Origin of the sequence: Tateyamaria omphalii, from assembly GCF_014651375.1 — a bacterium.
Taxonomy (GTDB): Bacteria; Pseudomonadota; Alphaproteobacteria; order Rhodobacterales; family Rhodobacteraceae; genus Tateyamaria; species Tateyamaria omphalii.
This window is the reverse complement of the sequence record NZ_BMWT01000002.1, coordinates 767,723-790,941: the sequence shown is the minus strand read 5'-3', so window position 1 is coordinate 790,941 and position 23,219 is coordinate 767,723. Positions and strand designations below refer to the sequence as shown.

Here is a 23,219-nt window from a genome sequence, read left to right as displayed (position 1 = left end):
CTGTGGCGATCAGCCCGATGGGGCAAGGGCCAAGGCTTGAAGGTGGCCCATCCCTTCGCTATTGCCCGACCAGACGAGAACACGAGGGGTTTCATGTCCATCGATCAAAGCACCGCCGCCCGCGTGGCGAAACTGGCCCGGATCAAGGTCGAGGAAGACCAGCTTCCGGCCTTGGCATCCGAATTCAACACGATCCTTGGCTTCATCGAGCAGCTGAGTGAAGTGGATGTCGAGGGTGTGGAGCCCATGACCTCGGTCACGCCGCAACGTTTGAAGCGCCGTGTGGATGAGGTGACCGATGGTGGTCAGCAGGACAAGGTGCTGGCGAACGCCCCGGATGCCCGCGAAGGGTTCTTTGCCGTGCCGAAGGTAGTTGAGTAATGGCTGAATTGAACAAGTTGGGGCTGGCAGAGGCCCGTGACGCGCTGCGCAAAGGCGATGTGACCTCGGTCGAGTTGACCGAGGCGTGTCTGACCGAGATCGAAGGGGCGGGGGCGCTGAACGCCTTTGTCCACAACACGCCCGAGATTGCGCGCGATCAGGCCAAGGCCGCGGATGCGCGGATCAAGGCGGGTGATGCGCCCGACATGTGTGGGTTGCCGATTGGCATCAAGGACCTGTTCTGCACCAAGGGTGTGCCGAGCCAGGCCGGGAGCCGCATTCTGGAAGGGTTTTTGCCGGAGTATGAGAGCACCGTTAGTGGCAACCTGCTGGATGCCGGTGCGGTCATGCTGGGCAAGTTGAACATGGATGAGTTCGCCATGGGCTCGTCCAACGAAACGTCTGTCTATGGCAATGCCGTGAATCCGTGGCGCCGTGGCAATGATGAGGCCGCCCTGACCCCTGGTGGTTCGTCGGGTGGCTCGGCCTCTGCCGTGGCGGCTGACCTGTGTCTGGCTGCGACCGGGACAGATACCGGCGGGTCAATCCGCCAGCCTGCCGCCTTCACCGGAATCACAGGCATCAAGCCGACCTATGGCCGGTGTTCGCGCTGGGGTGTGGTAGCCTTTGCCTCGTCCTTGGATCAGGCGGGGCCGATGACCAAATCGGTTCGCGATGCCGCCATCATGCTTGAGGCCATGTGCAGCCATGATCCCAAGGATTCGACCAGCGCAGATCTGCCGGTGCCGAATTTCGAGGCAATGCTGACCGGTGACATCAAGGGCAAGAAGATCGGCATACCGGCGGAATACCGCATGGATGGCATGCCGGAAGAGATCGAGACGCTTTGGGCGCAGGGCCGCGAGATGCTGGCCGATGCCGGGGCGGAGATTGTCGATATCTCCTTGCCTCATACGAAATACGCTTTGCCCGCCTATTACGTGATTGCGCCGGCGGAGGCGTCGTCGAACCTCGCCCGCTACGATGGGGTGCGCTATGGCCACCGCGCAAAGCTGGATCAGGGCGACGGCATCACCGAGATGTATGAAAAGACCCGTGCGGAAGGGTTTGGCGACGAGGTGAAACGTCGTGTGATGATCGGCACTTACGTGCTGTCTGCTGGTTTCTACGACGCATACTATAACCGCGCGCGCAAGGTGCGGACGCTGATCAAGAAGGATTTCGAGGACGTGTTCGCCCAAGGGATCGATGCGATCCTGACCCCTGCGACGCCGTCTGCCGCCTTTGGTCTGGGTGAGGCATCGGACGATCCGGTGCAAATGTACCTGAACGACGTGTTCACGGTCACCGTCAACATGGCGGGCCTGCCGGGGATCGCTGTCCCCGCAGGGACGGATGCGAATGGATTGCCGCTGGGTCTGCAGTTGATTGGCCGCCCATGGGAAGAGGGTGATTTGCTGAACACCGCTTATGCGCTGGAGGCCCGGGTTGGGTTTGTAGCAAAACCCGGCAAATGGTGGTAATTCTGTCCGACCTGAATAACTGAAGTGTAGAGCAGATGTTGAGTTTCCGCAGTTTCCTGATGATCGGTGCAGTGGCCGCCGTATCGGCATGCCAACCCGTTGTTCCCGACAGCGGGAGTGGTGTTGTCGATCCGGGGCGCGGTGTTGGTTTCGACAATCCCAACACCCTGGCGGCGCGTGAAGCGCGTGACACCCAATTGGCGGCGGCAGCGGTGCCTGCTGCGCCGTCGGTGGGAACGCAATCCTTGCCACCTGCTTCTCAGGCCCAGCCTGCAGTCCCCGCGACCACGGCTCAGGGGCGTGCAACACCTCGGGCGGTGTCAAATCCTGCAAGCCTAGATGCAGAGTTGGCGCAGATTGCGGCCGAGAATGATGCTGCCGCCGCACGCGGAAACTCGGGGCAGGCGGTGCTTAATGCGAGCCCATCGAATGCGGCGCCCGTTATCCTGAACAATCCGGGTATTTCGGACGAGAATAACTTTGACGCTGTGTCGTCGCGCCAGAGTATCGAAAGCGATGCCGCCCGTCTGGAGGCGAACCGTCAGCAATACCAGGTGGTTCAGCCCACGGCTTTGCCGTCCCGCACGGGCAATGCGCAGCCGAACGTGGTGCAATACGCGCTCCAGACCCGGCACCCCAAGGGCACGCGCGTCCACCGCCGTTTCGGTGTTGGCTCTGCCGCGAAGTTCCAGCGCAATTGCGCGGAATATAGCTCGGCTGACGAGGCGCAGATCGACTTTCTGGCCCGTGGTGGACCCGAGCGTGACCGCCGTGGCATTGACCCAGATGGGGATGGCTATGCCTGTGGTTGGGATCCGGCTCCGTTCCGCCGGGCGGCTGGCAACTGATCCGCCACTGGTATCCTTCGCCGAATTGCGGCCCGCGGCGTGATGGTCTGACGCCGCGCTTCGTGGTGTTGCACTATACGGCGATGGAGACGGCAGAAGCTGCCATTGAGCGGCTTTGCGACCCCGAAGCCGAAGTGTCTGCGCACTATGTTGTGTGCAAGTCCGGGCGCGTTACGCAGCTGGTGCCAGAAGGGCTGCGTGCGTGGCATGCGGGGGCAGGGGAATGGCGGGGCCTGTCTGACATCAACTCACGCTCCATCGGCATTGAACTCGACAATGATGGGGCAAGCCCGTTTGCCGAGCCCTTGATGGAAAGCCTCGAGGTGCTGTTGGGCACAATCCTGCGCGCGTGGGATATCCCGTGCACCAATGTCATCGGGCATTCGGATATGGCACCGGGGCGCAAGTTTGATCCCGGCCCCCGGTTTGATTGGCGGCGCCTTGCGTCACAAGGGCTTGCCGCTGCTACGGTGGAATCTGCGGCGCCTAACCATGTCTCTATGGACAGATTTCGGGCCGCGGCGCGTGGGGCTGGCTACACTGCCGAGGCATCGGACAACGATCTGTTGGCCGCCATCCGCTTGCGGCACCGCCCATATGCCAGCGGCCCCCTTGATGAAGCAGATTTTACCGTTCTGCCTGGGGCGGCGTCTTTTGCCTGATGCACAGGCCCAACCCTTCCCTGTTTCAAAAAATCCCCGCCGGAGGCTCCCTTGCTCACCACTGGCGCAGCGATCCCCATTGACGCGCCCCCGGTCGCACACGTAAGGGCAGCGGGCGCGGAGGGGCGGATGGCCGCGGCAGAGATGTCGAGGAAAGTCCGGACTCCCAGAAGCAACGGTGCCGGGTAACACCCGGGCGGGGCAACCCGACGGACAGCGCCACAGAAAACAGACCGCTGCGGCACGCCGCAGTAAGGGTGAAACGGTGGGGTAAGAGCCCACCGCCGGGCTGGCAACAGACCGGGCACGGCAAGCCCCACCGGGAGCAATGCCAAATAGGGACCGCGCGCTGGGCAACCAGCGGGGCTGCTTCTGCCCCAGCAGGTCCGGGTTGGCAGCTAGAGCGGCACTGGCAACAGTGTCGCAAGATGAATGGTCATCTCGGGCAGGGCAACTTGCCTAGACAGAATCCGGCTTACAGCCCCTCCGCGCACGACCATCCATCACGAAAAAAGGGCAAGCGCACCTGCACTTGCCCCGCTTTCAATCCAATCCGAGCACGACCGGGTCCGAACGGAGTTGAACGCTTTATCAGAGCTCTTCGACAGGCGTGCTGCGGATGTCAGTCCACTGCGTTGCCGCCTTCGTGATTGTTCCGGCGCGGTCTTTGTTGAACGCATCAAAGATGTCGGCATTCAGGAAGACATACAGCTTATTGTCGATCACGGCCGCATAGTCAGGGTCGCCATCGAATTTCTTGCCCACGGACACACCGAAGGTGCAGAAGCCACCGTTTTGCGGCAGATACTCGGCTGGTGCAGCCTTGAATGTCTTCAGGTTGTCTTCGGACGCAAAGCGGTACGCAACGCCGTCATGGACGACCGTGTGCGCCGCAACACCTTCGACCGGGTTGCTCGATGCGATGAAGGCCACGGGATCGACACCGTGCAGGCCCAGGGGGGCACCAGCAGCCGTGATACCGGTCGAGACATTGTATTCATCTGCGGCCATGGCCTGCGAGGTGAAGGACAGCGCTGCTGCACCTGCGACGATGGTGGCGAGAGTGAGAGTGCGAAACATGGATTTTCCTTTCGTTTCGAGGGGGTTTGGGCAAAGCCCGGTTGGTTTGACGCCGCAGTTGCCACGTCAAAGAGGAGGTTTCTTGGAGGGAGAGAAGGTTTTGGGCGGGGTGCTTAGAGCAGACTTGGCTCGGCCGTGTCAGCCTTATGCAGTGACACCACCACAGCCACAGTTGCGCCCAGGACCCAGTAGTAGGCGGCATCGAGACCCGAGAACCCGAAGAGGAACGGTGCGACGAGGAACGCGCCGCCAACGACACCATCAACGGCGAGGTGCAGTTTGTAGGGCAGGACCCGGATCAGGCCGAGATGGTGATCGGTCAGCACCGTCAGGACAAAGGCTGCCACACCGGTGACAACCGAGAGCCAGAAGGCCATGGGGTGCGATTGCCCCAGGCCCAAGAGGCCGGGCATAGCCATCAGGCCAATGGCGACGGGGTAGTCGAGACAGGCGTGGATTTCCTTGCTGACAAAACGCAATGACATAAGTTTTCCTTTCGAAATCGATGCGGCGATCTGCGCCGCTGTGATGAAAGAAAGATGTGCGTCTTTGCGTGTAAGTTCCATTTTCGAACGTTCAGCTTTCTTGACCGATCGTTCGAACTTTCGGATTACTTTGTCGCTAGAGACACTTTTCCGCTGTGATCGTTCCGAAAAGCCGCTGGGCTTTGACCGACTTCACGCTTGAAGACTCGTGCGAATGCTGAATCCGAGGCGTATCCGACATCGCGGGCAATCTCGGCTATCGGTTTGGTTTGCGCGATCAAATCCTGTTGTGCGATCTGCATCCGCCATTCCGTTAGATATTGAAGCGGGGTCATTCCCATCTTTTGCGCAAAGTGCACCGCGAAACCAGTGCGTGATTGTCCTGCCGCGCGCGCGAGGCTTTCGACACTCCACCCTTCGGCGGGTTGCTTGTGAAAGGCCATCAGCGCGCGCGAGATATGCGGATCTGCAAACCCTGCCAGCCCGGTTTGTGTCGCAGCATCTGTTTCGATGAAGGTGCGCAGGGCCTGGGCAAAGATCACTTCCGAGATCTTTTGGGCAATCAGATCGCTACCGAGCTTGTCTTGCCCGGTTTCGTCCGCGATCAGCCGCAGCGACGTTTCCATCCATCGGCCTGCGCTTTCTCCGTAATTGGGAATCAGGATGTAGTCGGGCAATTGGTTCAGCAACATGTGCGTGGCATGATCTGCCAGTGAGAAGTGGCCGCATATCAGCTGCGTGTCACGGTCATCTTCGGCGCCGCCGTAGACCAGCACCCCTTCGCCACTGTAGCCGGAGCTTTCCAGAACTGTTTCGAGCGGTAGAACGGTGTCCTCTTCGTGCCGCCCGCTGAACAGGTCGTGCGCCGCGCCGTGGGGGATAATGATCAGGTCACCCTGGGCCAGGGACACCACTGTGTCTGACGGTTTGATCCGGACGCGGCATTCCCCACGATGGGCGAAGTGAAAGCGCGCCACCTTTTCATGCGTGGGCACGGCTACACCCCAGGGTGGGGTGAAGGATGTGCGAAAGTACAAGGTGCCCTTGAGCGTGAGTCGGGTCAGGATATCGCTGAGTGGATCAAGCATGGGTTGGAGATGTGCATGCAGCAGGCTGTCTGTCCAGTATTCGGAACGATCGGCACAGGAAAGTGAATGTATGGGCGGCGTTTCCCGTGGAATCAGTTGAGATCGCAGGGTTGAAATCAAACAAGACGGAAAAATCCGTCTTCGTCTGACGATCCCGGTGCGCGCGGGGTTGACTCGGGGGGGCACGCGGGTAAAAGCGCGGCTCTACACGAATTTCCCGCCAGCGGGCCCACTTGGCTTATTTGGCGATGCAGGAGACAGCAGATGGCCAAGCCAACCACGATCAAGATCCGCCTGAACTCGACCGCAGGCACCGGCCACTTCTACGTGACCAAGAAAAACGCACGCACCATGACCGAGAAAATGGTCGTACGGAAGTACGATCCCGTGGCGCGCAAGCACGTTGAATACAAGGAAGGCAAGATCAAGTAAGACCAGCTTTCTTTCGAATTCCAAGGCCGCGCCCATCGGGACGCGGCCTTTTTCGTTGTTGAGGAGCATCATGGACAGGTTCAAGCTGACGCGACGGGTGGATGTGCTGGTGTATCACTTTGCCCGTGATCCTATGTCCGTTCGCCGGTTTTTGCGCAGGGATCGGCCCGACCTCGCCATCACACGGGAGGCGGCATATGGATGGTGATGCGTGACCCGGTCAGCGGTGCGTTGGTGGGCAGGGCTTGGGAAGTTGCGCTTGCCGACCAATCTAACGTGCCGCCGCCGATAGGAATGTGGTTCACCGCAAAGCTGAACAAAAGCTATATCTACGATGCGACGCGCGAGGCGACAGAATGAAACGTGTGATGATTGTGGGTGGGCCGGGGTCCGGCAAGAGCACTTTGGCGCGCCTGCTGGGTGAACGGACGGGGCTCCCGGTGCATCATATGGATCACATCCATTGGATGCCCGGCTGGATACAACGCCCGCGCGATCTGCGTCGTGAGATGGCGATAGCTGTCGAACGTGGCGATGCGTGGATCTTTGAAGGCGGATTTTCCACCACTTACGACCACCGTATCAGCCGCGCGGACACACTGATCTGGCTGGATTTGCCGGTGGGTTTGCGGCTGTGGCGTGTGACGAAGCGTTTGGTTCAGTACTGGGGGCAACGGCGCCCGGATATGGCCGAAGGGTGCACCGAACGCATTCATGGTGGGACGGCTGAGTTTTACCATTTCATCTGGCGTACACGTCACAGTGGGCGGACACGGTTGCAGCGGTTGATTGCTGACGCCCCGGCGACGTTGTCGGTGCATCATCTGACACATCCGCGTGCGGTGCGCGGCTTTCTCGAGGGGCTGTGATGATTGTTCGCCCAAGCACCTCGCGCGACTTGGCGGCGGTGGATGCACTTTTGTCACGCACATATCCGAAGCTGCTTAAGGCGGATTATCCGCCCTCTGTTTTGGTCACGGCCCTGCCGATCATCAGCCGGGCGCGACCTGAACTGTTGTCCTGTGGTACGTATTATGTGGTCGAAGAGGATGATCGTATTCTTGGGGCTGGCGGCTGGACACCAGACAAGGCTGACCGGTCACTGGGTCATATCCGTCATGTGGTCACGGATGACCGGGCGCTGAGGCGCGGCGTAGGGCGGTCCCTGATGGAGTGCAGTTTCGATGTGGCGCGGAGGCGTGGCGTGGCGCGCATGGAGTGTTGGGCCACCCGAACGGCCGTTCCGTTCTATGAAGCGGTCGGCTTTCGGGTGATTGGGCCCATAGATGTGCCGCTGGCCGGAGGGATTGTGTTTCCGTCCCTGCGGATGATTCAGGAGCTTTGATCGGTCAGCCCGGCTTGGTGCTCGGGCGACCGTCCAGCGTCTCGTACCGGCGGTCGTCCGTGGTTCGGTCGAAGATAAGAACGCGGTTCCGGGTTGGATAGGTCACGCGGTCGCTGGGCGCCCGAGTTCCGATCACGAGATAGCGTGCGTCGCTGTCACTGTCGTTCCGCAGATTGTGGCCGATGGGCACACCAGCGGCCCATGTTGCTGCGTCGCCGGGTTCGAGTACGGTTTCGATACCATCTTCCACCAACGTGACTGTGCCGGAAAGCACCAGGATCATTTCATCCACGGCCTCGTGCCAGTGATTGAAGGATGACGCGGAGCCGGGCGGCAGCGTTTCAATGAACGCCCCAAACTGGCTGAGGTCACCGGTGTCGCTGATCCGTTCGGCTTTGTAAGGGCCTAGTCGATCGTCGGCCTTGCCGCTTTCCGTGCGGGCTGTGCCGCGCTTGATCACAGTCATGTATACCCCTTTCCGAAACAAAAAAGGCCGGTCGCTTGGACCGGCCTTTTCGTGTGTCTTTGTGTGCAAACTATTCCTGCTGACCCATGAACATGAGCAGGAACTGGAACATGTTCAGGAACGAGATGTAGAGGCTGAGCGCGCCATCAATGGCGGCCTTCTCCAGCCATTCCTGATCACCGTGCGCGGCGTGTGCCACGTAGGTGTTCTTGATGTCCTGCGTGTAGAACGCTGTCAGACCGGCAAAGATCAGAACGCCGATGGCAGAGATCGCGAACATCATAGCCGGCGACTGCAGGAAGATGTTGATGATCATCGCCACGATCAGGCCGATCACACCCATCATCAGGAAGGTGCCCATGCCGCTCAGGTCTTTCTTGGTGGTGTAGCCATAGAGGCTCAGACCCGCGAACGCGATCGCAGTGACCAGGAAGGTTTGCGTGATCGAGTATGCGGTGAACACGAGGAAGATCGAGCTCATCGACACGCCCATGACGGCGGCGAAGATGAAGAACCCAAGCTGCACGGCGGCTGCGGAGCCACGACGCATCAGAGCGCCCCAACCAAACAGCAGGAAAGCAAGGGGTGCAAACATCACGACCCAGCGCAGCGGTGTGGTGTACAGCACGGTGCCGAGGCCTGTCAGGTACTGGCCTTCGCGCAGTGCGACGGTGGCCCCTGTCGGGTCGGATGTGACAGCGAGGCCAGCGATGGCCCAGGCTGCCAGTGCAGTGATGAGCATGCCGACCGACATGGTCCCATACACTTTGTTCATATGCGCGCGTAGGCCCGCATCGATCTGGGCGGCGCGTGTACCGGCCGCGGACCGGATCGTATTCAACTCAGCCATGATTGACCTCCAAATTGATACCATTCCCGGCGGCTTATCCGCCGGTCGCGGATTTACGCCCGCATTGGGCTAAATATCGGGTCAGTTCCCCTGTCATTCAAGGGTTTTTCAGGGCTTTCGCATTGGTTCGGTGCGACATTCCGACCAGTTTTGTCATAAATGCCGCACAGTGCACGCAGGCAACGCCGATTGTTCAGTCACGCCAGGTGGCAGGGACATCCCAGATCGGTTTTGCGCTTTCGCGTTCAGCGCGGTCTGCACTGATGCCGATGTCGTCCAGCTGCCGGACGTCCAGACGCGCCAGCGCGCGACGGGATTTCCAGACGTCAAACAGCATGCCGAGCGTCGGAAAACGGCGTGCCGCAGATTTCATATTGGTATGACGGGTGGTGATGTCGGTAAATGCCATCGGACTGTCCTTTCTAATTCTGTGATGATTGACCAAGGTCAAATCAACTCTCTTGATGTATATGGGGGAATGTGGCACATTCTTAAAACGAATGTTTTTGATGTTAAGTATCAGGGAGTGTGATGTGAGGAACTTGGACATCACGACGCTTCGGTCGTTTGTTGCAGTCGCTGAAAGCGGTGGCGTCACCCGTGCTGCCGGGTTTTTGCACCTGACCCAGTCGGCGGTTTCGATGCAGTTGAAGCGGTTGGAGGAGCTATTGGGCCTCGATCTGTTCGACCGATCCGGTCGAACCATTGCGCTGACGGCTTCGGGCGAGCAGTTGCTGGTCTTTGCCCGCCGCATGGTGGCGTTGAACGACGAGGTTATCACCCGTTTGACCGATCAGGCCTATGAAGGTGAGATCACACTGGGTGTGCCGCACGATATCGTCTACCCGGCCATTCCCCGCGTATTGAAGCAGTTTCACGCGGCTTTCCCCCGTGTGAAGGTGCAGCTGGACAGTTCATACACACGACGGTTGAAGGCCGAGTTCGCGAAAGGGGCCTGTGACATCATCCTTACGACGGAAACGGGTATGGATGTTGGGGGAGAGCAGCTATGCACAAAACCGCTGTGCTGGGTGGGTGCCCCCGGAGGGTCGGCCTGGCGGCAACGGCCATTGAAACTGGCCTTCGGTCGGCAATGCACCTTCCGCCCACGTGTTGTCGAACGTTTGGACGCTGCCGATATCCCCTGGGACGTCGTTGTCGAAACCGAAAGTGACCGCACGATCGAGGCGACCGTCAGCGCGGATCTTGCCGTTCACACGATGATTGAAGGCACTGAACCACCCCATCTGGATCGAATCGAACACGGTGGCGCATTGCCTGATCTGCCGATGCACAGCATCAACCTGTATGGCGCAGGTGGCGCGGTCAATGAAGTGCATGATGCGCTTGTCGGTTTCCTGCGACGTGCCTTTGCAACACAAGATGGAGCAGGGCTGCGCGCAGTGGTAAACCGCTGATGTCGGCAATCAAACGCAAACGGTTGGGCGGAATCCGGCCAATCGAAGGACGTGCTGCAAGCGCCTGCTGACCTCGATAAAATTACGGTTACTTTGTTCCTCACGATGCGATGTTGGGCGATCTATTGCGCAGATTTTGCTTTTGCTGTGGTCTAATGCGTTGAAATATATGTTATAATTTTGCCTTCCATTGATATCGAGGTATTCCCCTGCCTTGGGTGCACAGGTCCATTAAGCTCCAGATTTGATCCGACGCGATACGCCTTATGGCTGAAAGTCGCGCATGCAGTTCCCGTCAAGCGGGTATCTTTCGTTGAAAATTTCAGCCGTTAGACCTAGTGTATTGGCACTGAACACGGCGCTGCTGAACAGCACGCTCCATTCCTGAAGGCGCAAGATGCGCCCGTTGCGACATCATGAGGTTGGGATCACATGGCACATTTGGTTGACGTACATGTCGGCAAGCGTATCCGGCAGCGCAGATGGCTTATCGGAATGACCCAGCAAAAACTGGCGGACATGGTTGGTATCAAGTTTCAGCAAATTCAGAAGTACGAGACAGGTGCAAACCGCGTCAGCGCGTCTCGACTTTGGGACATTGGTGAGGCGATGGGCGTTCCGGCGGCCTTTTTCTTTGAAGGTCTGAAAGATGACGTGTCGCAGATCGCCGCGGCGGGCGCCGCCCCCACGGATATGCTCGGTGACAAAGAGGCCATGGAATTGGTGCGGACATATTACGCCATTCCAGAAGCACAACGCCGCCGCCTTTTTGAACTCGCACGGGTGCTGAGCGACGTCGCCTAAGTTGTGTTTGGTCATGCGGGCTTGCACCACCGATGTCATTCTGGCACCCGGTTGGTATGAATGCTCTGATTTCTGACCTGACCAAAGTTGCCCACGCCATGGCAGACGCAGCCGGCGCAGCCATCCTCCCGCACTTTCGTGGGAACGACCTGAATGCCGAGAACAAAGCGTCAGACGGATATTATGATCCAGTGACGATAGCGGATCGCGCGGCAGAGAAAGCCATGCGCGCGGTCTTGGCCGACATGCGCCCGGACGACGCAATTCTGGGTGAAGAATACGGTGCCCAACTTGGTTCAAGTGGACTGACCTGGGTGTTGGATCCTATCGATGGGACCAGAGGTTTCGTGGCAGGCACCCCGACCTGGGGCGTTTTGATCGCAGTCGGTGGCGATCAAGGTCCGGTCCTTGGCATGATTGACCAACCCTACATTCAGGAGCGGTTCTGGGGAGCGGACAGTTATGCTGTAATGCGCGGCCCGTTGGGTGAGCACCCGCTTGCAACCCGTTCGCCGCGCCCATTGGCTGACGCCACTTTGTTCACAACTTTTCCCGAGGTTGGCACTCAATCAGAACGCGCGGGTTTCGAGGCCGTGGCCGGGCACGTCAAGCTGGTGCGCTACGGGATGGATTGCTATGCCTATGCGCTTTTGGCGGCGGGTCAGATCGATCTGGTGATTGAGGCCGGTTTGAACAGCTATGACATTCAGGCACCCATCGGCCTCATTGAAGCGGCGGGAGGGGTTGTGACGGATTGGTCCGGTCGGCCGGTTCATGATGGCGGGCGCGTGGTTGCTGCCGCGAATGCCGATATTCACCGCGCGACGCTGGACATTCTGGCGGGTCATCTGTGACGGCAACCCTGATCCGGCGCGCGGCATATGTCGTGACGATGGACGACGACCGTCGTATTCTGCGTGATGCCGATGTTCTGCTGCGGGACGGACAGGTAGCCGAGATTGGGCAAGGGCTGGAGGCAGCGGCTGAGGTCGTTAACGGGGCGGGCTGTGTTGTCACTCCCGGGTTGGTCAACACGCATCATCACCTCTACCAGACTCTGACCCGCGCTGTGCCGCAGGCGCAGGACGCGCTGCTGTTTGGATGGCTGCAGACTCTCTATCCCATCTGGGCGCGCTTCACACCTGATCATATGTTCACGTCTGCTCAGATCGGGTTGGCCGAGTTGGCCCTGTCCGGCTGCACCCTGTCCTCGGATCATCTGTACCTCTATCCCAATGGCGTCCGGCTCGAAGACACGATCGCTGCCGCGCAAGAGGTCGGGTTGCGGTTTCATCCGACGCGCGGGGCCATGAGTATTGGCAAGAGTGCGGGTGGGTTGCCACCGGACGGGCTGGTTGAGGATGAAGCGGCCACTCTGGAGGATATGGTGCGGGTGATCGATGGGTTTCACGACCCTGAACCCGGATCAATGTGTCGGGTTGGTGTCGCGCCGTGTTCGCCGTTTTCGGTCAGTCGTGAGTTGATGCGTGACGCGGCTCTGCTGGCGCGGGACAAGGGTGTGATGATGCACACCCATCTGGCGGAGAATGACGAGGATATCGCCTATTCACTTGCCCAGTTTGGATGCCGTCCCGGGCAATATGCCGAGGATCTAGGCTGGGTCGGATCGGACGTGTGGCATGCGCATTGCGTGAAGCTGGATGCCGAAGACATTGACCTGTTTGCCCGGACGGGCACCGGCGTTGCGCATTGCCCGTGTTCGAACTGCCGCCTTGGCTCTGGCATCGCGCCAGTGCGTGCCATGCGCGATGTGGGTGTGCCGGTTGGCTTGGGTGTTGACGGCTCTGCCAGCAATGATGCAGGCAACCTTGTGGCCGAGGCGCGGCAGGCAATGCTGCTGCAACGTGTTGCCAACGGGGCGGATGCGATGAGCGCGCAGGAAGCGCTGGAGATTGCAACGCGTGGCGGGGCCGACATTCTCGGTCGTCCTGAGTGTGGGCGTCTGCGAGTGGGGTCGCGGGCAGATGTGGCCATCTGGGATGTCAGCGGGCTCGAGGCTGCGGGCAGTTGGGACCCGGCGGCCTTGTTGCTGGCTGGTCCAACGACAGTGCGGGATCTGTTTGTGGAAGGGCGGCAGATTGTGCGGGACGGTCAGCTGACGACCATTGATCTGTCACAGGTTATCGCACGCCAGAACGAGATGGCCCAAAATCTGAGCGCTGCCTTATGAAACAGGTTTTGCTGTCCTTTTCCCTGATCCTGATGGCGAACGCTGCGGCAGCCGATCCAACGGCACTGGCAGCGATCAACGCGGAGCGTGCCGCGCAGAACCGTGTGCCGCTTGTTTACGATGCCAAGCTGGAGGCTGCGGCCCGTGCCCATGCCGAAGACATGGTACGCGCTGGATTCTTTGCGCATACAGGATCGGACGGATCTGACATTGGTCAACGTTTGGACCGCGTTGGGTATCGGTACTGCTTTGGCGCGGAAAACATAGCCGCAGGCCAACGCAGCCTGTCCGAGGTGATGACGTCCTGGATGGGATCGCGCGGGCATCGACGGAATATCCTGCATCGCAAGGCGGAAGCCGTCGGACTGGCGCGCGCGCCGGGCAACACTTGGGTCATGGTGCTAGCCGCGCCCTGCTAGCTGCGGCGCTGGCCGCCCACCCAAACATCCGCGACAGCCCGGTCATCACCCATTATGAGCGTCGGGAACACTGAGTCCCAGATGTTTTCGGCGCGGGCATGGCGCTGTGTGATCGCCGGGGTCGAAGCAAGATCAAGGATACACAGGTCCCCGGCCAGCCCGGGGGCGATGCTCCCAATCTCATCTGCGCGGTGCAGAACGCGGGCGGACCCTGCCGTGGCGAGCCACAAAAGCTGTGCGGCATGCACGGCGGTGCCGCGAAGTTGTGCAATTTCGTAGGCGGCTGCCATGGAACGCAGCATGGAAAAGGAAGAACCGCCGCCGGTATCTGTGGCGAGGCCGGTGCGCACATTGCCAGCTGCGAGCCGCATGAGATCGAACAGGCCCGAGCCGATAAAGGTGTTGGACGTTGGGCAGTGAACCAGTCCGGCGCCTATCTCACGCAACCGGTCGATCTCTCGCGGCTCAAGATGGATGGCGTGACCGTAGAGGCCGCGTTCGCCCAAAAGCCCGTGCTGTTCATATGTGTCGAGGTAGTCGCGGGCCTGCGGATAAAGACCACGCACCCATTCGATCTCGTCCACTTGTTCGCTCAGATGGGTTTGCATCAATGTATCGGGGTGTTCGGCCCACAATGCGCCAAGAGCCGCCAGTTGATCCTCGGTCGAGGTGGGCGAGAAGCGGGGTGTGATGGCATAGCGGGCACGACCCTGACCATGCCATTTCTCCAGCAGCGCTTTGCTGTCGTCATAGGCTGACTTCGCGGTGTCGCGCAGACCGTCAGGAGCGTTGCGGTCCATGCAGGTCTTGCCCGCGACCACAGCCATGTTGCGCGTGGCTGCCGCATTGAACAGGGCGTCAACGCTTTCGGGATGGATCGTGCAGAAGCTCGCCACAGAGGTGGTGCCGTGATCGAGCAAAAGGTCCAGATACCGCTCCGCCGTTGCCTGGGCATAGACGGGATCGCCGAACCGCATTTCTTCGGGAAAAGTATAGGTGTTCAGCCAGTCAATCAGGCGTTTGCCCCAAGATGCGATGATGGCGGTCTGTGGATAGTGCGCGTGTGCATCGATGAAGCCGGGGCAGATGAGATGGCCGGTATAGTCGTGGCGCGTTGCCTGAGCGCCTTGCGCCAATGCAGCGTTTCCGACAGCGGCAATCGCCGCGTCCTCGATCAGAACGGCGCTGTTTTCCAAGATTTGGACCGCTGTGTCCAACGGCTCAACGAAAGGATCGCCGTCAAAGGTCAGCACGTGGCCGGTCAAAAGATACGCATCTGTCATGGCGGTCTTATGCCGGGGGGCAGCTGGGGGCGCAAAGCGAAATCCGGCCCATTGTCAGCACAGGGGCCGCGCCCTATGGTCGCCCACGACGCGACGGAAAGGGAGACGCACGCCATGTCAGATCAGACCGACGTGACCGATCCCGCCGCAGATGACAATGCCTATGTCCTTGAACGCAAGGACGTTTCCGCGATCCTCTATGCCGTTGATATCGAAGATCGCGACCAGCTGACCAAGTTGATGGAGCCGCTGCACGCGGCGGACATCGCCGACCTTCTGGAACAGATCAACGCCTTTGACCGGTCGCGGTTGATCCGCCTCTATGACCGGGAGTTCGACGGGGACATCCTGTCGGAACTGGACGAGTCGATCCGGGAAGAAGTGATTGGTGTCCTCAAGCCCACCGTTCTCGCCGATGCGGTGCGTGATCTGGACAGCGACGATGTGGTTGACCTGATCGAGGATCTGGACGACGCGCAGCAGGAACAGATCCTGGACGTGCTGGAAGACACGGACCGAGCACTGGTTGAGCAGTCGCTGACCTTTCCCGAATACTCTGCCGGTCGTCTCATGCAGCGCGAGGTTGTCATGGCACCCGAGCATTGGACGGTGGGCGAGGCCATTGACCGGCTGCGGAGCGCGGACGAAGACGAACTGCCCAAGCAATTCTACCACATCGTTCTGATAGACCCGCGCCTGCATCCCGTGGGCAACGTGACCCTTGGCAAGCTGATGCGATCGCGTCGCGAGGTGCCGCTGGCCGATCTGGTGGAAGAAACCTTTCAGGTGATCCCGGCCAGTCAGGATGAAAGCGACGTGGCCTATGCGTTTAACCAGTATCACCTGATCTCGGCCCCTGTGGTCGATGACGAGGGGCGCTTGATTGGTCTGATCACCATTGATGACGCCATGGCCGTGCTGGATGAGGAGCATGAGGAGGACATCCTGCGTCTTGCGGGTGTGGGTGAAGAGTCTGCTCTGTCCGACCGCGTGCGCGAGACCACGAAGCGGCGCATCCCCTGGCTTGCAGTGAACCTCGTGACTTCGATCCTTGCATCGCTTGTCATCGCTCAGTTCGAGATGGCGATTGCGCAGATCGTAGCATTGGCTGTGCTGATGCCGATCGTGGCCTCTATGGGTGGCAATGCGGGAACCCAATCGCTGACGGTGGCGGTGCGGGCCATTGCCACCAAGGACTTGACCGGAGCCAATGTCTGGCGCGTGATCCGGCGCGAAGTGCTGGTCGGGCTGATCAACGGCGCGGTCTTCGCCGTTGTGATGGGGGTCGTTGGCGTGATCTGGTTCGGATCGCCTGCGCTGGGCTACGTGATTGCGGCGGCCATGGTGGTGAACATGGTGGTCGCGGGTTTGGCCGGGACCGGCATTCCGATCATTCTGGACCGTGTCGGCATCGACCCGGCGCTGGCGTCGGGGGCGTTTGTGACCACCGTGACGGACGTGGTCGGATTCTTTGCTTTTCTTGGGCTGGCCGCGTTGGTTTTGCTGTGACGGGGGCGGACGCTGTTTGCCTGCGGCAAAGACGCCCCGCCCGCCGTCCCGAAGGAGGTCATTCATGTCGTTGACCGAGGACAAGGCTGCAATCCGGAAACAGGCGTTTGCTGCCCGCAAGGCTGCGTGTGATCTGGATGCGGGAGGCGCAAGTGGCCTGTTGTCATCCGTGTTGGCAGGCTATCGCGGCGTGCCGTTGGCCGGTTACATGCCGATCCGGTCCGAGATTGACCCGTTGCCCGTGATGGCCGAGGCATCCGCGCATGGGCATGTGGCCGTTCCAGTGATCCGGGGCGCGGGTCTGCCTTTGGTATTCTCGCAATGGACTCCGGGCTGTGCCATGACCGATGGCCCATTTGGGGCGCAAGTGCCGGCCACCGAAGAGCTGATTGAGCCGGAGATTGTCATCGTGCCTTTGGTGGCCTTTACCCGCTTGGGCGGGCGTTTGGGGTATGGCGGCGGCTTTTATGATCGCACTTTGGAAGGGCTGCGCGCCCAACGTGCGACCTTGGCCATTGGGTTTGCCTATGGCGCGCAGGAGATGGCGGAGTTGCCCTTGGAGCCGACTGATCAAACGCTCAATATGATCGTCACGGATACGGAAGTGATTGACGTCGATAGGGGGCCAGCCCCCTTGCGCTGACGCGCTACCCCCGGGATTTTGGAAACAGGGAAGGGGACTGGCGCAGCTTTGGACTTGCCGTTGTCCTGCGAGGAGGCATATGGGGCAGTATGAATTTGCTTTTTCTGGGTGACGTCATGGGCCGGGCCGGCCGACAGGCGATTACCGACCATCTGCCGCGTTTACGCGCCGACTGGAACCTCGACTTTGTTGTGGTGAACGGAGAGAATGCCACCTCCGGCATGGGGCTGTCCGGCGCGCATGCAAAGCTGTTGCTTGAGGCCGGTGCGGATTGCGTGACCCTGGGCGATCATGCCTTTGACCAGAAGGATATGTTGCGGTTCATCGAGGAAGAGCCACGCATTATCCGTCCGCTCAACTTTTCCAAGGCGGCGCCGGGCAAGGGTGCGCGCCTCTTCACGGCACGTAACGGGAAGAAAGTGCTGGTGGCGCAGGCCCTCGGGCAGGTGTTTATGAAACGCCCCTTTGACGATCCGTTTTCGGCGCTTGAAACCGTGTTCCGCACCCATCCGCTGGGTGGGCAGGCTGATGCGATCATCGTGGATTTCCATTGCGAGGCCACCTCTGAGAAGATGGCCATGGGCCACTGGTGTGACGGGCGGGCGAGCCTGATGGTTGGGACCCATACCCATGTACCGACCGCTGATGCCATGATCCTGTCCAAGGGCTGCGCCTATCTGACTGATGCGGGCATGTGTGGCGATTACAATTCGGTCATTGGCATGCAGCGCGACGAACCGTTACGCCGCTTTATCACAGGCATGCCCAAAGAACGGTTCCAACCCGCCTTTGGTCCTGCAACCCTGTCCGGCGTGTATGTTGAGACCGGGGATGACGGTCGGGCCACGCGCATTGAAATGGTGCGCGAATGTGGTTTGTTGCAAACCTCTGGTCCATGACACGCGAAGCCGCGCTGGACTTTACTGTCGTGCTGATCCTGTTGGGGGCGGGGTGGGGCCTGACCATGCCGTTGACCAAGATCGCGGTCAGCACGGGTTATCAGCATTTCGGCCTCCTGTTCTGGCAATTGGTGATCGGGGCTGTCGTGATGACGGCACTGGCCCTGCTGAAAGGTGTGCGGTTGCCCTGGGGCCGGGCGCATCTTCGCGTCTATCTTGTCATTGCCTTTATTGGATCTGTGCTGCCGAACTCGGCCAGCTATCAGGCCGCGGTGCATCTGCCTGCGGGCATCATGTCGATCCTGCTGTCGACGATTCCGATCTGGGCCTTTCCCATCGCGCTGACGCTTGGTCTGGACCGGTTTGAATGGCGGCGGTTCTTTGGGTTGCTGGTGGGCTTGACCGCCGTGTTGATGATTGTGCTGCCGAACGCTGCACTGGCCGGGGCGTTTCCCGTCATCTGGGTCGGCGTGGGGCTGATTTCAGGCCTGTTCTATGCGTTCGAGGGCAACTACGTCGCGCGTTGGGGCACGGCTGGTTTGGACGCTATTCAGGTCCTGTGGGGGGGCTCCATTGTCGGTGCCATCATTGCCCTGCCACTTGCCCTGTTCAGTGGTCAGTGGATCGATCCGCGCCCGCCCTTTGGTCCCTCGGACATCGCACTCGCCATCAGTGCAACGACGCATGTGCTGGTTTATGCGGGATATGTCTGGTTGGTGGGGCGTGCAGGGCCGGTCTTTGCCGTTCAGGTTAGCTTTCTGGTTACTCTTTTCGGCGTGTTTTGGGCCCGACTGATCCTTGGTGAAGCCTATGCACCGACGGTGTGGGGCGCGCTCGCCTTGATGATGGTGGGTATGTTTCTGGTCCAACCGCGTCGCGCTCGGGTTGCAGGCCCCGAACCATTGGGAGAAAATGTGCGCCAAAGTGCGCATAAACAAGGGCCACGCCCATGGGGCTGATCGAGCTTTCGCAAACAGGAAATGCAATTCTGACATTGGTGGTGGTCGGCGTGATGTTTGTGCTGTTTCTGCGCGAAGTCTTTCCGACCGAGGTGGTGGCGATTGGCGGGGCGGCGCTGATGCTGGCCACGGGCGCGCTTCCCTACGACGACGCCCTCGCAGTGTTGTCGAATCCTGCGCCGTGGACCATTGCGTCGATGTTTATCATCATGGGAGCCCTTGTGCGGACGGGTGCGCTGGACGCATTCACGGGGCTGGCCGACCGAAAGGCCCGCACGAATCCGGCAATCGCCGTTGTCTTGTTGATGACTTTCGTGATTTTCAGTTCGGCCATCGTCTCAAACACACCGGTGGTGGTGGTGATGATCCCCGTGATTATCCAACTGGCCAAGACCATGGGGCTAAGCCCGTCAAAGATGTTGATCCCTCTCAGCTATGCCGCGATTCTCGGAGGGACGCTGACCCTGATCGGGACGTCGACCAACCTTCTCGTGGATGGTGTGGCTCGAACCCAGGGGATGGAGCCTTTTACCATCTTCGAAGTAACACCGCTCGGGATCATCCTTGTCATTTGGGGCATGATTTATCTGCGCTTTTTCGGACCGATGCTGCTGCCGGACCGGGATAGTATGGCCGGTCTTCTCAGCGATCGGAGCCGCATGAAATTTTTTACCGAGGCAGTGATCCCGCCGGATTCGAACCTTGTTGGACGAGAGGTCACGGGCGTTCAGCTGTTCAAGCGTGATGGCGTGCGTCTCGTCGATGTGATCCGCGGCGACGAGTCTTTGCGCCGCAACATGCAGGGGGTGGAGTTACAGGTTGGGGATCGTGTGGTTCTGCGTACCCAGATGACTGAACTCTTGAGCTTGCAGCGCAACAAAGAACTCAAGCGCATTGACCAAGTTGGCGCGGTCGAGACAACAACAGTTGAGGTGCTGATCACGCCGGGCTGCAGAATGGTGGGCCGGTCATTGGGCACACTGCGCTTGCGCCGCCGCTATGGTGTCTATCCTTTGGCCGTGCATCGCCGGAACCAGAACATCGGCCGGCAGCTTGACGAATTGGTGGTCAAGGTGGGTGATACTTTGCTGTTGGAAGGGGCGCCTGAGGACATTCAGCGTTTGGCGGCAGACATGGACATGGTGGATGTTTCCAAACCGTCCCAACGTGAGTTTCGACGCAGCCATGCGCCGATTGCGTTGGGCGCTTTGTTGGGCATCGTTATCCTTGCAGCTTTTGGTGTTGCGCCCATCTTGATGCTGTCTGTTCTGGCTGTTGCACTTGTTCTGATCACCCGCTGCATCGACGCTGATGAGGCGTTTTCATTTGTCGACGGTCGCCTGTTGGCGTTGATCTTCTCCATGCTGGCAATTGGCGCGGCATTGGAGGCAACAGGGGCTGTGTCGTTGATTGTTGATGCAATTGCGCCGGGTCTGATGGTCTTGCCGCCCTTCCTGATTGTATGGGCGGTGTACTTGCTGACATCAGTTCTGACCGAGCTTGTCAGCAACAATGCCGTCGCGGTTGTTGTCACGCCGATTGCGATCGGTCTTGCGACGGCGCTCGGCATTGATCCGCGTCCCTTGGTCGTTGCGGTGATGGTGGCAGCCTCCGCTTCATTCGCGACCCCCATCGGCTATCAAACCAACATGCTGGTCTATGGCCCGGGCGGCTATAAGTTCACGGATTTCATGCGTGTAGGCATTCCGCTGAACCTGAGTGTTGGACTTCTGGCCTCTGCCATTATTCCATTTATTTGGCCCCTATGACGGCAATATTCCGTTAACACGGCGCTGCTATGCCGAGGGAAAGTCAACCTCAGCACATGCCATGCCCGACCTTCGCCGCCCTGCGCATCTTGTCACCCCCGCTTACGAGGATAACGGATTGTTCCGCTCACCGGTGCGGCGAATCACCGTTGGGCTGGTGCCTCAGATTCACCGTAACAACCGCCAGGATTTGGTTGTGCGCGGCTTTGTGCGCGATGGGACTGCCATTCAGGTGCTGTTTGCCGGGCGGCGCGCCAAACAGGCGAAGGGGCTTGAGGCGCGGCTTCGGTCAATGCTGTTCCAAGCGCGGTCCAAAACGGCGGGGTGGCGTGATGAGGGGATCGATACGATCCAACTGCCCATGCGGGTCGAAGGCGTTTGGCGGTCGCGGTTTGCGCGCGACGCATGGGGGTGCGAGACGCGGTATTTTCAGCTGATCGCCGCCCGCTGGGCCATGTTCGATGACGCAGGTGTCGCGCATCTGTTTGGTGAAGCGCCGGTGCATCTGGAGCCAGCGCGTCAGGCTCGCCTGGGTGGGCCGTCAGCCGATTGACTTTGATCGTCCGGCATTGCGTCCGGAGAAGATGCAACCGCCCAGAAATGTCCCCTCAAGCGCGTTATAGCCGTGATAGCCCCCGCCACCAAAGCCTGCGACTTCGCCCGCGGCGAAGAGGCCAGGTACTGGTTGTCCGTCCGCGCCGATCATCTGGCTGTCGAGTGTCGTGTGCAAGCCGCCCAAAGTCTTGCGCGTCAGAACGTGTAGCTTGACTGCAATCAGTGGGCCGTTGGCCGGATCAAGGAACTTGTGCGGTTTGGCCGTGCGCAGCAACCGATCACCGCGATAGTTGCGCGCGGCATGGATCGCCATCAATTGCGCATCCTTGGAAAACGGGTTGTCGATCTGGGCGTCGCGGGCTTCGATCTGGGCGCGCAGTTTTGCCTCGTCTATCAGGTTGCCACCCGCGACCTGGTTCATTCCCCGCACGAGCGTTCCAAGGTCGTTCGCAACGACAAAGTCTTCGCCTTTTTCCTTGAACGCTTCGACTTGCGCGGTCGCGTTCTTGCCGGACAGGACGCGCTGTTTGATCACTTCGGACCATTTCTTGGATGTCAGGTCCGGGTTCTGTTCGGAGCCTGACAACGCGAACTCCTTCTTGATGACCTTCTGGGTTAGCACGAACCAGCTATAGTCATACCCGGTCGCCAATATGTCCCGCAGGGTCGACATACTGTCGAAGCCGGGCAGGGCGGGGGGCGCAAAGCGGTTGCCCTTGGCGTCGAACCACATCGACGACGGGCCAGGCAGGATACGGATGCCGTGGCTGGGCCAGATCGGATCCCAGTTCTTGACCCCTTCGGTGTAGTGCCACATGCGGTCGCCGTTGATGACATGGCCGCCGGCGGCTTCTGATATGCCGATCATGCGGCCATCCACATGGGCAGGCACGCCCGCCACCATGTCCTTGGGCGCCGGGCCAAGGCGATCTGTGGGCCACACCTTGCGGACCATGTCGAAATTTCCGCCTATGCCGCCCGATGTGACGATCACGGATGGTGCGTGTAGGGTAAATTCACCGACCGCATCCCGGTTGGTTTTCTGCCCGCGTTCAGCCCCGTCCTCGGCCAGCAATGTGCCACTTACGCCCTTGGCTGTGCCGTTTTCCATCTCGATCCGGTCCACCTGGTGGCGGAAGTTGAACTGGATCAGGCCCGCCTTCTCATGCTCTTCGCAGCGGCGCACGAAGTGTTCGATGATGCCGGGGCCAGTGCCCCATGTGATGTGAAAGCGGGGCACGGAATTGCCGTGACCGTCGGCATAGCTGCCACCCCGTTCCGCCCAGCCCACAATGGGGAACCAGCGTAACCCCATGGCATGCAGCCACGTACGCATCTCGCCCGCGGCAAAGTCGATATAGGCCTCGGCCCATTTGCGGGGCATGGCGTCTTCGTCCCGATCGAACTGTGCGCTGCCCATCCAGTCGTTCAAGGCCAGCTCGCGGCTGTCGCGGATACCCATGCGCCGTTGTTCGGGCGTATCAACCATGAAGAGGCCGCCCAGGGACCAGAAGGCTTGACCGCCCAGGAAACTGCGCGGTTCCTGATCGACGATGATCACTCGCTTGCCGCGGTCCCCAAGCTCGGCGGCGGCGGCCAGACCGGCAAGGCCCGATCCCACGACAATGGCGTCAGCCTGGTCCATCACA

At 60.1% G+C, this 23,219-nt stretch carries 28 protein-coding genes and 1 other RNA gene; 21 read left to right on the top strand and 8 right to left on the bottom strand.

All coding sequences use genetic code 11. From position 1 onward, the window contains the following. Positions 1–93 precede the first annotated feature (93 nt). The 5 genes from gatC (at position 94) to rnpB (ending at position 3,869) form a co-directional block, all read left to right on the top strand. Positions 94–381 carry an Asp-tRNA(Asn)/Glu-tRNA(Gln) amidotransferase subunit GatC gene (gene gatC, locus IE087_RS09540; RefSeq protein WP_189369072.1) on the top strand — a complete coding sequence of 96 codons (288 nt, stop codon included), beginning with the start codon at positions 94–96 and terminating at the stop codon, positions 379–381. Beyond that, positions 381–1,865, top strand: a complete 1,485-nt coding sequence (gatA, locus tag IE087_RS09535) for an Asp-tRNA(Asn)/Glu-tRNA(Gln) amidotransferase subunit GatA (RefSeq protein WP_189369071.1) — start codon at positions 381–383, stop codon at positions 1,863–1,865. The genes gatC and gatA overlap by 1 nt, the downstream gene beginning before the upstream one ends. 35 nt (positions 1,866–1,900) lie before the next feature. Further along, on the top strand, positions 1,901–2,713 hold the full coding sequence (locus IE087_RS09530; protein WP_189369070.1) for an excalibur calcium-binding domain-containing protein: 813 nt from the start codon (positions 1,901–1,903) through the stop codon (positions 2,711–2,713). Next, the gene (locus IE087_RS09525) at positions 2,674–3,375 is read left to right on the top strand and encodes an N-acetylmuramoyl-L-alanine amidase (protein ID WP_229801324.1); all 702 of its coding nucleotides are present in this window, start codon (positions 2,674–2,676) and stop codon (positions 3,373–3,375) included. The genes IE087_RS09530 and IE087_RS09525 overlap by 40 nt, the downstream gene beginning before the upstream one ends. A gap of 117 nt (positions 3,376–3,492) precedes the next feature. Then, positions 3,493–3,869, top strand: an RNA gene (gene rnpB / locus IE087_RS09520) — RNase P RNA component class A. A gap of 97 nt (positions 3,870–3,966) precedes the next feature. Here the strand turns inward: rnpB and IE087_RS09515 are convergent. The 3 genes from IE087_RS09515 to IE087_RS09505 all read right to left on the bottom strand — a co-directional run bounded on the left by IE087_RS09515 (position 3,967) and on the right by IE087_RS09505 (position 6,028). Then, positions 3,967–4,455 carry a YHS domain-containing (seleno)protein gene (locus tag IE087_RS09515; RefSeq protein ID WP_189369069.1) on the bottom strand — a complete coding sequence of 163 codons (489 nt, stop codon included), beginning with the start codon at positions 4,453–4,455 and terminating at the stop codon, positions 3,967–3,969. 113 nt (positions 4,456–4,568) lie between these two features. After that, complete coding sequence (locus tag IE087_RS09510) at positions 4,569–4,940, bottom strand: SPW repeat domain-containing protein (RefSeq protein ID WP_189369313.1); 372 nt, start codon at positions 4,938–4,940, stop codon at positions 4,569–4,571. 125 nt (positions 4,941–5,065) lie between these two features. After that, on the bottom strand, positions 5,066–6,028 hold the full coding sequence (locus IE087_RS09505) for an AraC family transcriptional regulator (protein WP_189369068.1): 963 nt from the start codon (positions 6,026–6,028) through the stop codon (positions 5,066–5,068). Positions 6,029–6,292: 264 nt separating this feature from the next. On the opposite strand from IE087_RS09505, the gene rpmG reads away from it, so the two are divergent. The 5 genes from rpmG to IE087_RS09480 all read left to right on the top strand — a co-directional run bounded on the left by rpmG (position 6,293) and on the right by IE087_RS09480 (position 7,805). Continuing rightward, positions 6,293–6,460, top strand: coding sequence for a 50S ribosomal protein L33 (gene rpmG, locus IE087_RS09500; RefSeq protein WP_039682682.1), 168 nt, complete (start codon positions 6,293–6,295; stop codon positions 6,458–6,460). Positions 6,461–6,530: 70 nt separating this feature from the next. Beyond that, positions 6,531–6,668 carry a hypothetical protein gene (locus IE087_RS09495; protein ID WP_189369067.1) on the top strand — a complete coding sequence of 46 codons (138 nt, stop codon included), beginning with the start codon at positions 6,531–6,533 and terminating at the stop codon, positions 6,666–6,668. Continuing rightward, positions 6,662–6,820 carry a hypothetical protein gene (locus IE087_RS09490; protein ID WP_189369066.1) on the top strand — a complete coding sequence of 53 codons (159 nt, stop codon included), beginning with the start codon at positions 6,662–6,664 and terminating at the stop codon, positions 6,818–6,820. Before IE087_RS09495 ends, IE087_RS09490 begins: the two co-directional genes overlap by 7 nt. Beyond that, the gene (locus IE087_RS09485) at positions 6,817–7,329 is read left to right on the top strand and encodes a P-loop NTPase family protein (protein ID WP_189369065.1); all 513 of its coding nucleotides are present in this window, start codon (positions 6,817–6,819) and stop codon (positions 7,327–7,329) included. Before IE087_RS09490 ends, IE087_RS09485 begins: the two co-directional genes overlap by 4 nt. Continuing rightward, on the top strand, positions 7,329–7,805 hold the full coding sequence (locus IE087_RS09480; RefSeq protein ID WP_189369064.1) for a GNAT family N-acetyltransferase: 477 nt from the start codon (positions 7,329–7,331) through the stop codon (positions 7,803–7,805). Before IE087_RS09485 ends, IE087_RS09480 begins: the two co-directional genes overlap by 1 nt. A 4-nt stretch (positions 7,806–7,809) precedes the next feature. Here IE087_RS09480 and IE087_RS09475 read toward each other — a convergent pair whose 3' ends face one another. From IE087_RS09475 to IE087_RS09465, 3 genes are all read right to left on the bottom strand, one after another. After that, the gene (locus IE087_RS09475) at positions 7,810–8,271 is read right to left on the bottom strand and encodes a cupin domain-containing protein (protein WP_189369063.1); all 462 of its coding nucleotides are present in this window, start codon (positions 8,269–8,271) and stop codon (positions 7,810–7,812) included. 70 nt (positions 8,272–8,341) lie between these two features. Further along, complete coding sequence (locus IE087_RS09470; protein WP_189369062.1) at positions 8,342–9,121, bottom strand: Bax inhibitor-1/YccA family protein; 780 nt, start codon at positions 9,119–9,121, stop codon at positions 8,342–8,344. 193 nt (positions 9,122–9,314) lie between these two features. Continuing rightward, positions 9,315–9,530, bottom strand: a complete 216-nt coding sequence (locus IE087_RS09465; RefSeq protein ID WP_229801323.1) for a DUF1127 domain-containing protein — start codon at positions 9,528–9,530, stop codon at positions 9,315–9,317. A 124-nt stretch (positions 9,531–9,654) separates the two neighbouring features. Here IE087_RS09465 and IE087_RS09460 point away from each other — a divergent pair, with 124 nt between their 5' ends. The 5 genes from IE087_RS09460 (at position 9,655) to IE087_RS09440 (ending at position 13,953) form a co-directional block, all read left to right on the top strand. After that, on the top strand, positions 9,655–10,539 hold the full coding sequence (locus IE087_RS09460) for a LysR family transcriptional regulator (protein WP_189369061.1): 885 nt from the start codon (positions 9,655–9,657) through the stop codon (positions 10,537–10,539). A 432-nt stretch (positions 10,540–10,971) separates the two neighbouring features. Then, on the top strand, positions 10,972–11,343 hold the full coding sequence (locus IE087_RS09455) for a helix-turn-helix domain-containing protein (protein ID WP_189369060.1): 372 nt from the start codon (positions 10,972–10,974) through the stop codon (positions 11,341–11,343). A gap of 56 nt (positions 11,344–11,399) precedes the next feature. Further along, on the top strand, positions 11,400–12,197 hold the full coding sequence (gene hisN, locus IE087_RS09450) for a histidinol-phosphatase (RefSeq protein ID WP_189369059.1): 798 nt from the start codon (positions 11,400–11,402) through the stop codon (positions 12,195–12,197). Beyond that, entirely contained in the window at positions 12,194–13,534 is a 1,341-nt protein-coding gene (locus IE087_RS09445) for an 8-oxoguanine deaminase (protein WP_189369058.1), read from the top strand. The genes hisN and IE087_RS09445 overlap by 4 nt, the downstream gene beginning before the upstream one ends. Next, positions 13,531–13,953 carry a CAP domain-containing protein gene (locus IE087_RS09440; protein WP_189369057.1) on the top strand — a complete coding sequence of 141 codons (423 nt, stop codon included), beginning with the start codon at positions 13,531–13,533 and terminating at the stop codon, positions 13,951–13,953. The genes IE087_RS09445 and IE087_RS09440 overlap by 4 nt, the downstream gene beginning before the upstream one ends. Here IE087_RS09440 and guaD read toward each other — a convergent pair. After that, positions 13,950–15,236 carry a guanine deaminase gene (guaD, locus tag IE087_RS09435; protein ID WP_189369056.1) on the bottom strand — a complete coding sequence of 429 codons (1,287 nt, stop codon included), beginning with the start codon at positions 15,234–15,236 and terminating at the stop codon, positions 13,950–13,952. The two genes, IE087_RS09440 and guaD, sit on opposite strands and share 4 nt — an antisense overlap. Positions 15,237–15,350: 114 nt before the next feature. Here guaD and mgtE point away from each other — a divergent pair, with 114 nt between their 5' ends. The 6 genes from mgtE to IE087_RS09405 all read left to right on the top strand — a co-directional run bounded on the left by mgtE (position 15,351) and on the right by IE087_RS09405 (position 21,568). Continuing rightward, positions 15,351–16,745 (top strand): magnesium transporter, encoded by a 1,395-nt coding sequence (mgtE, locus tag IE087_RS09430; RefSeq protein ID WP_189369055.1) that lies wholly within the window; start codon positions 15,351–15,353, stop codon positions 16,743–16,745. Positions 16,746–16,809: 64 nt separating this feature from the next. Continuing rightward, on the top strand, positions 16,810–17,388 hold the full coding sequence (locus IE087_RS09425) for a 5-formyltetrahydrofolate cyclo-ligase (RefSeq protein ID WP_189369054.1): 579 nt from the start codon (positions 16,810–16,812) through the stop codon (positions 17,386–17,388). Positions 17,389–17,477: 89 nt separating this feature from the next. After that, positions 17,478–18,287 (top strand): TIGR00282 family metallophosphoesterase, encoded by an 810-nt coding sequence (locus IE087_RS09420; protein WP_189369053.1) that lies wholly within the window; start codon positions 17,478–17,480, stop codon positions 18,285–18,287. Next, positions 18,284–19,246 (top strand): DMT family transporter, encoded by a 963-nt coding sequence (locus IE087_RS09415; RefSeq protein ID WP_189369052.1) that lies wholly within the window; start codon positions 18,284–18,286, stop codon positions 19,244–19,246. The genes IE087_RS09420 and IE087_RS09415 overlap by 4 nt, the downstream gene beginning before the upstream one ends. After that, positions 19,237–21,015 carry an SLC13 family permease gene (locus IE087_RS09410; RefSeq protein ID WP_189369051.1) on the top strand — a complete coding sequence of 593 codons (1,779 nt, stop codon included), beginning with the start codon at positions 19,237–19,239 and terminating at the stop codon, positions 21,013–21,015. Before IE087_RS09415 ends, IE087_RS09410 begins: the two co-directional genes overlap by 10 nt. A gap of 61 nt (positions 21,016–21,076) precedes the next feature. Then, positions 21,077–21,568 carry a hypothetical protein gene (locus tag IE087_RS09405; protein ID WP_189369050.1) on the top strand — a complete coding sequence of 164 codons (492 nt, stop codon included), beginning with the start codon at positions 21,077–21,079 and terminating at the stop codon, positions 21,566–21,568. Here the strand turns inward: IE087_RS09405 and IE087_RS09400 are convergent. Then, a complete protein-coding gene (locus IE087_RS09400; protein ID WP_189369049.1) occupies positions 21,557–23,215 on the bottom strand; it encodes an FAD-binding dehydrogenase in 1,659 nt (552 codons plus the stop codon). The two genes, IE087_RS09405 and IE087_RS09400, sit on opposite strands and share 12 nt — an antisense overlap. Between the last annotated feature and the right edge of the window lie 4 nt (positions 23,216–23,219).